Here is a 12,543-nt window from a genome sequence, read left to right on the forward strand (position 1 = left end):
CATGGCACGTGCATGTAGGGCCATAATCGTCAGTCACACCCCTGTCATTAATTTGCCATAAAACCACGGAAAAACTCAGACAACGCGGGCGGAACACAACCGCACAAGCCATACGGCGCCCCCCCCATTTTTCACTGATTGCGTTTTGATGAACCAGCACTTACAGACCACACAACACCACAGTGCACAAAGTGCACTAGACGCCATTGAAAAGCTGTACGTAGAACAAACACGAGCGTTACAAGAAGGGTTGGCACAGTTTTTACAAGGAAAAGATACAGGTCGCGTGCGCGCGTATTACCCGTTTGTGCGCATCACCCCGACAGACACAGCAGAGAGTGCCCTTGCTTCCTTCAATACGCGCATGGCTTATGGCTTTGTCGCAGGCCCTGGCCGATACGAAGCCACGCTGACTCGCCCCGACTTATTTGCCGCCTACTATCTAGAGCAGTTCGAACTGCTGATCCGGCACCACCAAGTGCCGCTGGAAGTTGGCCTCAGTCAGGAACCTATTCCTGTGCACTTTGCAGCATTAGAGCAAGGCTTGGCCGATGCTGATTTAAGCTCTCAGCGCAAGCAACTGCTGCACATGTATTTCGATGCGCCAGATTTAGCACGCATTGACGACACGATCGCCAACGGCACCAGTGCGGCGGCATCTGATGCTGCGCAGCCGCTATCGCTCTTCAATGCCCAACGGGTTGACCTGTCTCTTCAGCGGCTGCGCCATTACAGCGGCACATCTGCAGAATTTTTTCAAAGCTACGTCCTCTTTACCAATTACCAGTTTTATGTCGAAGAGTTTGTGCGTACAGCCCAACTGGAAATGGCCAACACCAATAGCCCTTACATCGCCTTGGTTGAACCTGGCAATCGCATCACATGGCGTACCGGGTACAGCCCCCAGCACCGCGACCTGCCCTACCTCAAAGGCTTGCAGCATACAAGCAGCCATGCTGGGGCAAATACAGGGCGCCTGCCGCAAATGCCTGGCTACCACTTGGTCAAAGAGGACCAGCAAGGCATTTCATTGGTCAACATTGGCGTAGGGCCCGCCAACGCCAAAAATATCACCGACCATATTGCGGTTATGCGCCCACATGTCTGGATGATGGTGGGCCACTGCGCAGGCTTGCAAAATAGCCAGCAGTTGGGCGACTACGTACTTGCGCATGGCTATATCAGAGACGACCATGTGCTTGACGATGATCTGCCAACCTGGGTTCCCATTCCTGCGTTGGCTGAAGTACAACTGGCGCTGGAAAAAGCGGTAGCCGAAGTCGCCGGGGTCAGCGGCTTAGAAGTGAAAAGCATCATGCGAACAGGCACCGTGGCCAGCACCGATAACCGCAATTGGGAATTGCTGGAGCATACGCATGTATTGCACCGTTTTCGCCAGGGTCGTGCCATTGCACTCGATATGGAAAGCGCCACCATCGCGGCCAACGGGTTTCGCTTTCGTGTCCCGTATGGAACTTTGCTGTGCGTGAGCGACAAACCCTTGCATGGTGAGTTGAAACTCCCCGGTATGGCCAACCACTTCTACCGCGGCCGTGTGTTGCAACACCTGCAAGTTGGCATCAAAGCCATTGGTCTACTACAAGAGCAGGAATCGCGGCGCCTACACAGTCGAAAATTGCGCAGCTATGGGGATGTGGCGTTCCGTTAATTGCCGATCTTTGCGCTTTCCAGGATGGCTTGCGCGGCTTTTTCCGCAATCATCAAGGTAGGGCTGTTGGTGTTACCACTGGTAATGGTGGGCATGATGCTGGCATCGACCACCCGCAGCCCTTGCACCCGAGCCCCTTGGCCATCAAACACTCGCATTTGAGAGTCCACTACCGCAAGCGCATCGTCCGAACGCCCCATCTTGCAGGTGCCTACCGGGTGGAAAATCGTCGTGGCAATGTCTCCTGCCAATCGCGTTAACTCTTCATCACTCTGGTATTGCACGCCAGGTTTGTACTCCTGCGGCCCAAATGCAGACAATGCAGGTTGCGCCACAATACGCCGGGTGGTACGCAAACTGTCTGCCGCAACCTGACGATCTTCAGGCGTACTTAAATAGTTTGGCGCAATCGCAGGCGCATCGGTAAACACGGGCGACTGCAGTTGCACATGCCCACGCGATGTGGGGTTGAGGTTGCACACACTCGCGGTAAACGCGTCAAAGCGATGCAACGGCTGGCCAAATGCATCCAAGCTCAAAGGCTGCACGTGGTACTGGATATTGGCTGCGCTATAGCTGGGCGATGAACGCGTAAAAACACCCAACTGTGACGGCGCCATGCTCATCGGCCCAGTGCGCTTGAAGGCATACTCCAGCCCAATCATGGCTTTGCCCCAGAGTGAATTTGCACGCGTATTCAGCGTCGGTGTACCGTGAATGGTGTAGACCGAACGGATTTGCAAATGGTCTTGCAGGTTGCCCCCCACACCAGGTAACTCGATCAGCGGCTCCACCCCTTTATCGTGCAATAAAGCGCCTGCACCAATCCCTGAAAGCTGCAAAATATGGGGCGAACCAATGCTACCGGCACTGAGCACCACCTCGCGGTGCGCGTGAACCGTGAGGCTTTGCCCTTGCTGATTAACCTGTGCCCCCATGCAACGCCATGTACCATTGGATTGCTTTTGCATGATTAAGCGCTGCACTTGGCTTTGGGTCCAGATCGTGAGATTTTTACGATTTTGGATGGGGCGCAAAAAAGCTTTGGCCGTATTCCAGCGCCAACCGCTACGCTGATTGACTTCAAAGTAGCTCACGCCTTCGTTGTTGCCACTATTGAAATCCTCTGTTGCAGGAATCCCAGCCTCTACGCAGGCTTGGGCAAAGGCATTGAGAATCGGCCATTGCAAGCGCTGCTTTTCCACTCGCCATTCACGCCCTTGCTGCGCATCGCTATGTGTGCCGCCCCCATGCAGTGCTGCAAATGCTTGGAATTGTTCTGCCGTTTCAAAACCAGCAGCGCCCGCATCCAAGCGGTAATGCGATTCGTGCGCACGAAACTGCTGCAATACCTGTGTCCACCGCCATGAATCATCCCCAGTCAAATGCGCCCATTGGGCGTAGTCTCTGGCTTGCCCACGCATGTAAATCATGCCGTTGATACTGGAGCCCCCCCCCAGCGTCTTGCCGCGCGGGTAGCGTAAGGTCCGACCATTCAAACCCGGATCAGGTTGCGTATTGAATAGCCAGTCCGTGCGCGGATTACCAATGCAATACAAATAGCCAACCGGAATATGAATCCAGTGGTAATCATCGCGGCGCCCCGCCTCAATCAGTAACACCCGGTTGGCCGCGTTGCGGCTTAGGCGGTTGGCCAATAAGGCACCAGCCGTGCCCGCACCAATAATGATGTAGTCAAACTGCAGGCTCGCACCTGCGGACGGAATCGCTGCCATGGATTGATGTCTCCTACCCATTCAAGTGGGCTTGTATTGCCGCCCGCTTGCGTTGCAAGAAGGCTTTATTGTTTTGCTGCGCTCACATTATCACCAGGCAGCATGCCCAAACAAGCGGAGCATGCTGCACACTAGTCTGCGCTTGCCGAGCGGCACTATTTTCTGCGAAAGCAAGATTTATTTGCTCGTGGGCATTGCAAACTCAGCCCCTTTGGCTGTGGCTTCAGGCCAGCGTTGCATGATGCTTTTCTGACGGGTATAGAAGCGAATGCCCTCCTCTCCGTATGCATGCATGTCACCAAACAAGCTTTTCTTCCAACCACCAAAACCATGCCAAGCCATAGGCACAGGGATTGGGACATTGATCCCCACCATGCCCACTTCAATGCGGCGACCAAACTCTCGGGCAATATGCCCATCGCGGGTGTAGCAACTCACCCCATTGCCAAATTCGTGGGCATTGATTATGTCCACCGCCTCAGCAAAATCGTTGACGCGCACGCAAGCCAGTACAGGGCCAAAAATTTCTTCTTTGTAAATACGCATGTCTGTCGTGACATGGTCAAACAAAGTTCCACCTAACCAAAATCCGCCATCACAACCAGTGCCAGCTTTTGCACCATCAAAATCACGTCCATCAACAAGCAGTTTTGCATGTTCGGCCAACCCCAATTCGATATAGTCAGTGATGCGTTTTTTCGCAACCGCAGTCACAATGGGCCCCATTTCGGCATCCAGATCTTCGCCATTGCGAATCTTCAACGCCTTGGTTCGCTCTATCAATTGCGGCAGCACTTTCTCTGCTGTACCTTCACCCACAAAAACGGCAACACTGATGGCCATGCAACGCTCGCCAGCAGAGCCATAAGCGGCACCAATCAAGGCATCGACAACCTGATCCATATCGGCATCGGGCATCACGACCAAATGGTTTTTAGCCCCCCCTAATGCCTGTACACGTTTGCCATGGCGCGCGCCCGTTTCGTAGACATAATTGGCAATAGGGGTTGATCCCACAAACGACACCGCCTTGACATCAGGGTGCTCCAACAAGCGGTCAACCGCCAGCTTATCGCCTTGCACCACATTAAAGACCCCATCGGGCAAGCCTGCTTGCTTGAGCAACTCCGCGATGAACAAACTTGGGCTTGGATCAATTGGGCTTGGCTTGAGCACAAACGTATTGCCTGCAGCCAAGGCCATGGGGAACATCCACATCGGCACCATTACAGGGAAGTTAAATGGTGTGACACCGGCCACCACACCGAGTGGTTGACGCAAGGTCCAGTTGTCAATGTTCGTCGAGACCTGATCAGTAAAGTTGGACTTGAGCAAGTGTGGTGCGCCGCAGGCAAACTCGACAATCTCAATGCCTCGCGTGACCTCCCCTTGCGCATCGGTAAATACCTTGCCATGTTCAGCCGTAATCATGCGGGCCAGCGTGTCTTTGTGCGTGTTGAGCAGCGCCAAAAATTGATTGAGAATGCGTGCACGCCGCAACGCTGGCAATTGCGCCCATGCAGGCCACGCCTTTTGGGCTGACGCCACTGCGGCATCCACGTCCGAGAGGCTGGCCAGTTGCACCTGCCCAGTCACCGCACCGGTTGCCGGGTTAAATACGTTTTGCTGGTGGCCGCTCGTTGCGGGGGTGTTGCGGCCATCAATCCAGTTGGCAATGGTGTTGGACATCAATATCTCCTGAAAAATCTTGAACAAAGAAAACCGGCTGCGCCAAGTCCTCTTGCATAGTGGAGCAGTCTAGAGCGGAGCAGTGCGTTTGAGAAGACAAAAAAATCAACTACATTGTTCAAAAAATCAAACAATCAAATTCACCATGGCATCCGACTCTTCCCAACCATCCCTGCGCGCATCAGCCATCTTGCCTGACCTGCATCTTTTGATGGTGCTTGGAGAAACACACAGCTATACGCAAGCAGCACAACGCTTAGGGCTATCGAAAGCCACAGTTAGCCAGCGCATTGCCGCACTGGAGCGAACAATGGGCATCCCTCTTGTGCAGCGCTCAACGCGCGCCGTTGCATTGACTGCGGCAGGCCAGCAGTTGGTCGACGAGACCCGCCCAGCCTTCTCGCAAATTGAACACAGCCTAGCCGCTGTACGAGACTTGGCCGCCTCTCCACGCGGACTGGTGCGGCTTACCGCCCCCGTGGCGTTAGGTCGCCAGCACCTCATGCCCGCATTAAGCAGCTTTGCACTGGCCTATCCTGATATTCGTATTGAGCTTGATTTGAACGACCGTTTAACGAACTTGGTGCAAGAAGGTTTTGACTTGGCAATCCGCCACACCCAAGCAGCACCAGACAACACCGTTGCATGGCCTTTGTGCACAAGCCAAGCGATTCTGGTGGCCAGCCCACAGTATCTACAGCGCTACGGCTCACCGAAACACCCACACGACTTAGAAAAACACGATTGCTTGGTCTATTTACGCGGGCGCACAGAAGTGCAAAGCTGGACGCTCACCCGCCACAGTAAACGCCAACGTATCGATGAGCATTGCCACATCCCCATCAAAAAAGCCGTCTTCAAAGCCAATAACAGTGAAGTCCTGCGCGAAGCCGCGCTGGCCGGTTTGGGGATTGCCTTGCTGCCTGACTTCAGCGCGCAAGCTCACCATCAAGAGGGGCGGCATCTCCACCGAGTGCTGCCGCAATGGCAATCGCAAGGCTTTTTTGGCAACCAGATTTTCGCTATCAGACCTTGGGCTCCCCAAGTGCCACTGGCCGTAAAACACCTGGTGGCCCATTTGCAGCATGCATTCAAGCCTGGCTTTGCCACACTGTGAAGCCGCTTTGGCAAAACATCTCCCAGTGGATATACCAAACGCAGCACGTCAATCCGCCGCAGGAGGTTCGCCGCTCTTATCCGTAGGTAAATGCGCACGCGGATGCGCAGCGTCATACACCTTGGCCAAGTGCTGAAAATCCAGCCGCGTGTAGACCTGCGTCGTGGCGATATTGGCATGGCCAAGCAACTCTTGTACAGCGCGTAAATCGCTGCTTGACTGCAGCACGTGGCTGGCAAAAGAATGGCGCAACATGTGCGGATGCACAGGTGCTTGCAAACCCGCTTGCTGGCTTCGCTGGCGCAAGCGCACCCATGCACTTTGCGGGCTCATTCTTTGCCCACGGCTGCTGATAAACAATGCGGCCTGATCTGGCCAACGTGCAGCTACATCGCGCACTTGCAACCAAGCTTGCAAAGCAGCCATAGCTGGGCCTCCGACCGGAACCGAACGGCGCTTTTGTCCTTTCCCAATCACATGGGCTTCAGCAGCCTGCCAATCCACCCAACCACGCCCCTGCTGCTCTGCAGCAGCACTGGCGCGTACATCCAACCCCAGTAACTCACCAACGCGCAAGCCACTGCTGTATAACAACTCCGTCATGGCAGCATCGCGCAGTTCCAACCAAGCAGGCTCAACCCCATTAGTCGTATTAGGCATTTGATCAGGGAGAAGCCTGAACGCGGCCAACTGAACGGCATCGTCGGTGCTCAGTGCCTTAGGCAAAGGCCGCGCCGCTTTAGGTGCTTTGATGTCCAGTACAGGATTGTTCTGCACCAGCCCTTGTACAACGGCCCAATGGAAGAAGCCACGCCAACCACTCAAAATCAAGGCAATGCCACGTGCGCTGCGACCGTTGCTGTGCATGACCGCCACCTGCCTGCGTATATGAAACGGCTGCAATTGCAGCACATCCACTTTGGCATCTTCTGCTGCAGCTTGGAGCTTACGCAAATCTTCGGTGTAAAGCGCCACAGTGCGTGCAGCCAAACGTTTCTCTACGCGCACATGCCCAAGATAATCTGTAATCGGTACAGGCAAGCCTTCAGGATGGAGCTCTTTAGCAGCTAACGAAGGCGCGCGCTCAGGCATAGGCTTGTGTTCCAAATTCAATCGAGAGGCAATTCTGCCTGGCCATCTTGCTGACGTGACAAACGCTCCTGCTCTTTGAGCCAAACGATCGTTTCACTGGGCAACAATCGTTGCATGGAGGCACTCGCCAGCGTAGCCAGACGCACCAGTAGATCCGTACCCATTTCATGTTTGAAGCGATGGCTGTCTGGAGACGTCAACAGCAAATAGCCAAAGGTAATGCGGTTCTCGTCAATCGCCCCGGCACGCAGCGGCAAGATCGCAATGGATTGCACATCCGCCAAATTTGCCCCATCCCCGGCCAAACTTTTCAAGCCCTCAACACTGCCGCGCGGGCCGCAATAGGGAGCCGCTAATGCGGCAATATGGCCTTTGCTTTCTGCGCTCACCATTTGCACTTCGGGCAACTGGGTAAAAACAGCATCCAAGTCCCAAAGTCTCAAATACACGTTGGGCACATCAAAAAGCACTTGCAGTTGCGCCGTTAACACGGTGGGCAATTGCTGCGGATCACGCTCCTTGAGCATAGCTTGCGTCCAAGCATGGGCTTTCTCGATGATTTGCATGTTCTCAGAGCCATAGCCCATCATCTCCACGATGGTGGCTTCCAGGCCTTTGATTTTCTCGCGCAGCATGCTCGTTTGCCGCTCATGCAGGCTCACGGTTTTACCGCCGTGCGGACTGGCCAATTGCACCGTCCCCAACACTTCAGCAAAGCGTTCAAAAAACTCAGGGTTACTAATCAGATAACTGGCGATGTCTTCCTCAGTGGTCAGACCCGCCTGATGGGCTGGCAAATTGGTCATAGCGTTTCGGGGATTTCAATGAAGCCTTCAAAGACAGTTTGCGCTGGCCCCGTCATCATCACAGGCGCCTGAGCACCTGCCCATTCTATGGTCAGCACTCCGCCCCGGGTATGCACATTGACGCGAGAATCCAACAGTCCCATGGCAATTCCACTAACAACAGCCGCGCAAGCACCTGTGCCACAAGCCAAGGTTTCCCCTGCCCCGCGCTCGTACACACGCAAAGCGATGGACGTGCGGCTTTGCACCTCCATAAAACCAGCATTGACGCGCTGCGGGAAGCTTGCATGGTGTTCAATCCAAGGCCCCATTTGCCCTACTGGCGCTTGCGCGGCCGAATCCACCACCTGCACCGCATGCGGATTGCCCATCGACACGGCCACCACCCAAGCCCCGTCCGATCCAGCCTCTGCCGGCAAGGGTAGCCACCAACGCTGCACTTGCCCAAGCACGTCGTGTTTCAATCCTTCAGGCGTAAACGGCACCTGCTCGTGTGCCCAGCGCGGCTGCCCCATGTTCACCGTCACCCGCCCATCAGACTGCAACTGCGGCGCAATAATCCCCGCCCGTGTGCTGACCCGAATAGCGTGTTTATTGGTGAGTTGCTTGTCAAAAACATAACGAGCAAAACAACGTGCGCCATTGCCGCACTGCTCAACCTCACCGCCATCGGCGTTGTGAATGACGTATTCGAAATCCACCGAATCAGCCAACGCTGCAGGCGCCGGACGCACTGTCAATATCTGATCCGCACCCACACCAAAGTGGCGATCAGCCAGCCAACGGTATTGCGCAGCGCTCAAGTTCCAATGGTTTCGTGTTTCATCAAGGACGACAAAATCATTGCCAGCACCTTGCATCTTGGTAAATGGAATTTTCATAACGGTATTGTTCCATGGATACGTTCTGTAAGCAGGGCGATTGGGGAGTTCACGCTAGCGCAGCAACGCGACTTTGCACGGCGCTTCACTGTCGAATCCTCAAAAACCGCATCACCTGCGCAGCATTCACTGCGCCACAAAGTGTTACTACCAAGGTGGCACAAGCGTTATACGGTATAGTTTCCCGTTTTTCTAGGCACTACTCTTTCTATTTAAAGCAGGCAAGCATGTTTGATTTCATTCGCAAGCACCTCAAGGTGGTCATGATTGCGTTCTTTCCACTGGTGATCTTTGCTTTCGTCTTTGTCGGGATGGATCCATCCATGTTGACGCAGCGTAGCCCGGTAGTCGCAAAAGTCGGCAGTAAAGAAATTACGCAAAATGATTGGGATGCACGGCATCGTAGTTATGCAGATGATGCACGTATCGCCAACCCGCAATTGACCTCAGCTATGTTGGACTCGCCTCAGCAGCGCTATGTTGTACTGGAAGGGTTGGTGCGTGACGCCGTATTCAACTCTGTCATCCGTGATCGCCATTACCTTATTAGTAACAACCAACTGGCGCGCGATCTGGTCAAACAACCTGAAATTGCTGCGTTGCGTGGTGCTGATGGTCGCTTAGACATGGAAGGCTACCGTGATTTGCTGCGCCAAAATGGTCTGACTTCTGAGGGTTATGAAGCCAATGTGCGTTACCAGTTGGCCATGCAACAAGTATTGGGTATACCACAATCCACTGCTGTAACGACACCAGAACAAGCAAGCGCGGCAGTCAACGCCTTGTTCCAAAGCCGCGATTTGCAGGTGAAACGCTTCACGCCAGATGCCTACGCTGCGAAGGTTACTGTTACCGACGATGCGCTTCAAGCGTTCTACAGCGCCAACCAATCCCGCTTTCAACGCCCAGAACAGCTGGATGTGGAATATGTTGTGCTGGATCTTCAACATCTAATGGACAAGATCAAGCTCAACGAAGAGGAGTTACGTAGCTACTATGACAACAACAAAGGCAGCTATGCAACAACGCAAGAGCAGCGCCATGCCCGTCACATTTTGTTTGCCACCGACGCATCCATGTCCAACGAGCAGCGCAATGCTGTGCGCGCCAAGGCCGATGCGGCTCTGGCCCAATTGCGTGAGGATTCCAGTCGTTTCGAATCTATTGCCAAAGCAGAATCAGATGATCCAGGCAGCAAAGACAGCGGCGGTGATTTGGGCTTCTTTAGCCGTGGCGCCATGGTGGCTGATTTTGACAACGCGGTATTCAATCTGAAAAAAGACCAAATCAGTGATGTAGTTCCCACTGAATACGGCTACCACATCATTCAATTACTGGATACCAAACCTGCAACTATTCCCTCATATGAGGAATTGCATGAGCGTTTGGCCAAAGATGTGAAAACCAATATGGCCCGCAGCCAGTTTGTTGAGCAGGCAGACCTTTTGCGTAATCTATCGCATGAACAGCGTGACTCGCTCCAACCGGTCGCTGATGAGCTCGGCTTGTCCATTCAGACAGCCAAAGGCATTTCCCGTGAGTCAAGCGCAGATACGCCTGAAGCACTGAAAAATCCTGCTGTCCTTGAAGCCTTGTTCAATAATCGGGCAACACAGGACAAAGAAAACATTGAAGCAGTTGACATCGGTAACAACCAAATCGTCACCGCACGCGTAGTGCAGCAGCACCCTGCACAAGTGCTGCCACTTGAACAAGTTCGCGAGGAAGTGAAAACACTGTACGTGGCACAAGAGTCTGCCAAGTTAGCGCAACAAGCTGGTGAAGAGGCTCTCAAAGCCTGGCAAGCCGATCTTCAGAATACCAGCGACAGTGAAGCACTTGTCGTTTCGCGCCAGCAACCTCAAGGCCTGACAGCTGGTGACATCGATGCCATCCTGACATTGCCTGCTGATAAATTGCCGCAAGCGTTGGGTTTCGAGCAAGCTGATGGCACCTATCTTGTAGCCAATATCCGCAGCATTGCCCCCTTGTTTGCAGAAGATGTGGATGAGCAGCAGCGCACACTTTTGAGTAATGCATACACAGCCCAAGTAAGCCAAATGTTGGCCGCAGCCGAAGCTGAAACTTACTATGAAGTACTGAAGCAAGAATTAAAAGTACAAATTCGTGCGCCGAGGCCATAAAGCGTCAAAAAATGCCCTATAATTTCGTTTTTCTTCGGTGGCTGTAGCTCAGTTGGTAGAGTCCCAGGTTGTGATCCTGGTTGTCGTGGGTTCGAGTCCCATCAGCCACCCCAAAGAATTTCCATAAGAACTAAGGCCCTTCGGGGCCTTTTCTTTTGTCAGTAGAAAGCTTGGATGCATATTCGCCCCCTGACACGAGCACTACTTGGTAGCGCAACTCCATGAAGGCTTTTTTGCGAGGCCTCTGCGCAAGCCTACCCATTGCTGCGGGTTATTTTCCTGTTGCCTTATCGTTTGGCATTTCAGCCATTGAAGCAGGTCTACCAGCCATCGTCGCCTTCGCTATATCACTGCTAGTCTATGCAGGGGCAAGCCAGTTTTTACTCATCAGCCTACTAACCTCCGGCGCAGGTATGGCAGCCAGCATCCCCACGGTATGGTTGATGAATGCACGCCACTTGTTTTATGGCCCCTCGTTGGCGCGGAGCTGGCCTGACTCACCCGCCCATGCAAAAAGTGACATCCCGACTGCCGCATTAGCATTTGGCTTGACCGATGAGGTCTTTGCCACAGCACAAAGCAAAATCAGTGCAATCGCTGCAGGAGATCGGACACAATGGTATTTTGGACTAGCCTGCGGTGCATATTTGGCATGGCTTGCTGGAACTGCAACCGGCATTTTTCTAGTAGGCGACTTGCATTCATGGCCACTGTGGCTGCGCGAGTCATTGCGTTTTGTACTGCCAGCCTTGTTTTTCACACTCTTGCTTGAAAGCCAGCCAAAACAGTGGCATGCCGCTATTGGAGTGGCCGCCATCTGTGCACTTGTCCTTCTGATGTGGCTGCCGAGCTACCACGCGCTACTCATTGCGATGGTGGCCGGCGCCGCTGCCCATGCACTTTGGTTGCAACAACGCCAAACCAAGTGCAACGCCTGCGAGGATCTACTATGACAACACATACGCTCTGGTGGATCATCGTACTCAGTGGTATTGGCACCTTTGCTGTTCGCTGGCTCCCCCTTCGCCATGCGCTGCGCACCAAACGCACACAGCAACGCACCGAACAGCTCCGGGCTTGGCAGCAATGGTTCCAATGGCTTCTTGCAGGCATCGGCCCTGCTGCTGTGACGGCTTTATTAACAGTTTCGCTTTGGGGTCTTGCCGTGCAAAACCACGCTATTCAGTGGCCAGTTGCCATTGCAACGGCCGCAGGGCTCCTTACCACAGCCATGCTGCATCGCTTTTTGAAAGGCATCGCCATTCCGACTTTGGCAGGCGCGGTGGTTTATGGCTTACTGATTGAATGGATGGCGACAGGGGCGCCTGCCTAACAGCTGAGGCAAAGCCGCAGATAATCGCGTCCACCGATCATGACAACGGATCATGAGCAGGCGCCCAAACGGCACA

The 12,543-nt window shown here is 53.9% G+C and carries 10 protein-coding genes and 1 tRNA gene; 6 read left to right on the forward strand and 5 right to left on the reverse strand.

Going from position 1 to position 12,543, the window contains the following annotated elements:
- Window positions 1-148: 148 nt before the first annotated feature.
- A complete protein-coding gene (locus E9531_RS05025; RefSeq protein WP_136572654.1) occupies window positions 149-1,669 on the forward strand; it encodes an AMP nucleosidase in 1,521 nt (506 codons plus the stop codon).
- On the opposite strand, the gene E9531_RS05030 is transcribed toward E9531_RS05025, so the two are convergent.
- Window positions 1,666-3,405, reverse strand: coding sequence for a GMC family oxidoreductase (locus E9531_RS05030; RefSeq protein ID WP_244609988.1), 1,740 nt, complete (start codon window positions 3,403-3,405; stop codon window positions 1,666-1,668). The genes E9531_RS05025 and E9531_RS05030 overlap by 4 nt on opposite strands.
- Window positions 3,406-3,582: 177 nt before the next feature.
- Complete coding sequence (locus E9531_RS05035; protein WP_136572656.1) at window positions 3,583-5,094, reverse strand: CoA-acylating methylmalonate-semialdehyde dehydrogenase; 1,512 nt, start codon at window positions 5,092-5,094, stop codon at window positions 3,583-3,585.
- A 145-nt stretch (window positions 5,095-5,239) separates the two neighbouring features.
- On the opposite strand from E9531_RS05035, the gene E9531_RS05040 reads away from it, so the two are divergent.
- A complete protein-coding gene (locus tag E9531_RS05040) occupies window positions 5,240-6,211 on the forward strand; it encodes a LysR family transcriptional regulator (RefSeq protein ID WP_136572657.1) in 972 nt (323 codons plus the stop codon).
- 48 nt (window positions 6,212-6,259) lie between these two features.
- On the opposite strand, the gene E9531_RS05045 is transcribed toward E9531_RS05040, so the two are convergent.
- From E9531_RS05045 to dapF, 3 genes are read right to left on the reverse strand one after another with little or no spacing between them, the layout of a single operon-like run.
- Window positions 6,260-7,303 (reverse strand): tyrosine recombinase XerC, encoded by a 1,044-nt coding sequence (locus E9531_RS05045; protein ID WP_136572658.1) that lies wholly within the window; start codon window positions 7,301-7,303, stop codon window positions 6,260-6,262.
- Between the two features lie 17 nt (window positions 7,304-7,320).
- On the reverse strand, window positions 7,321-8,109 hold the full coding sequence (locus E9531_RS05050; protein ID WP_136572659.1) for a DUF484 family protein: 789 nt from the start codon (window positions 8,107-8,109) through the stop codon (window positions 7,321-7,323).
- Window positions 8,106-8,990 carry a diaminopimelate epimerase gene (gene dapF / locus E9531_RS05055; protein WP_136572660.1) on the reverse strand — a complete coding sequence of 295 codons (885 nt, stop codon included), beginning with the start codon at window positions 8,988-8,990 and terminating at the stop codon, window positions 8,106-8,108. Before dapF ends, E9531_RS05050 begins: the two co-directional genes overlap by 4 nt.
- Window positions 8,991-9,217: 227 nt before the next feature.
- Here dapF and E9531_RS05060 point away from each other — a divergent pair, with 227 nt between their 5' ends.
- The 4 genes from E9531_RS05060 to E9531_RS05075 all read left to right on the forward strand — a co-directional run bounded on the left by E9531_RS05060 (window position 9,218) and on the right by E9531_RS05075 (window position 12,467).
- Window positions 9,218-11,134, forward strand: coding sequence for a SurA N-terminal domain-containing protein (locus E9531_RS05060; RefSeq protein WP_158291721.1), 1,917 nt, complete (start codon window positions 9,218-9,220; stop codon window positions 11,132-11,134).
- A gap of 37 nt (window positions 11,135-11,171) precedes the next feature.
- Window positions 11,172-11,247: transfer RNA gene (locus E9531_RS05065), tRNA-His, on the forward strand.
- A 108-nt stretch (window positions 11,248-11,355) separates the two neighbouring features.
- Window positions 11,356-12,087 (forward strand): AzlC family ABC transporter permease, encoded by a 732-nt coding sequence (locus tag E9531_RS05070; RefSeq protein ID WP_136572662.1) that lies wholly within the window; start codon window positions 11,356-11,358, stop codon window positions 12,085-12,087.
- Entirely contained in the window at window positions 12,084-12,467 is a 384-nt protein-coding gene (locus E9531_RS05075) for an AzlD domain-containing protein (RefSeq protein ID WP_136572663.1), read from the forward strand. The genes E9531_RS05070 and E9531_RS05075 overlap by 4 nt, the downstream gene beginning before the upstream one ends.
- The last annotated feature ends 76 nt before the right edge of the window (window positions 12,468-12,543 follow it).

The organism is Lampropedia puyangensis, assembly GCF_004833285.1.
Classification (GTDB): domain Bacteria; phylum Pseudomonadota; class Gammaproteobacteria; order Burkholderiales; family Burkholderiaceae_C; genus Lampropedia; species Lampropedia puyangensis.

Bases quoted from the DNA above. Each gene is read 5' to 3' on its own strand.
- E9531_RS05030 (WP_244609988.1), bottom strand. From the start codon at position 3,405: ATGGCAGCGATTCCGTCCGCAGGTGCGAGCCTGCAGTTTGACTACATC.
- E9531_RS05075 (WP_136572663.1), top strand. From the start codon at position 12,084: ATGACAACACATACGCTCTGGTGGATCATCGTACTCAGTGGTATTGGC.
- E9531_RS05035 (WP_136572656.1), bottom strand. From the start codon at position 5,094: ATGTCCAACACCATTGCCAACTGGATTGATGGCCGCAACACCCCCGCA.
- E9531_RS05060 (WP_158291721.1), top strand. From the start codon at position 9,218: ATGTTTGATTTCATTCGCAAGCACCTCAAGGTGGTCATGATTGCGTTC.
- E9531_RS05040 (WP_136572657.1), top strand. From the start codon at position 5,240: ATGGCATCCGACTCTTCCCAACCATCCCTGCGCGCATCAGCCATCTTG.
- dapF (WP_136572660.1), bottom strand. From the start codon at position 8,990: ATGAAAATTCCATTTACCAAGATGCAAGGTGCTGGCAATGATTTTGTC.
- E9531_RS05070 (WP_136572662.1), top strand. From the start codon at position 11,356: ATGAAGGCTTTTTTGCGAGGCCTCTGCGCAAGCCTACCCATTGCTGCG.
- E9531_RS05045 (WP_136572658.1), bottom strand. From the start codon at position 7,303: ATGCCTGAGCGCGCGCCTTCGTTAGCTGCTAAAGAGCTCCATCCTGAA.
- E9531_RS05025 (WP_136572654.1), top strand. From the start codon at position 149: ATGAACCAGCACTTACAGACCACACAACACCACAGTGCACAAAGTGCA.
- E9531_RS05050 (WP_136572659.1), bottom strand. From the start codon at position 8,109: ATGACCAATTTGCCAGCCCATCAGGCGGGTCTGACCACTGAGGAAGAC.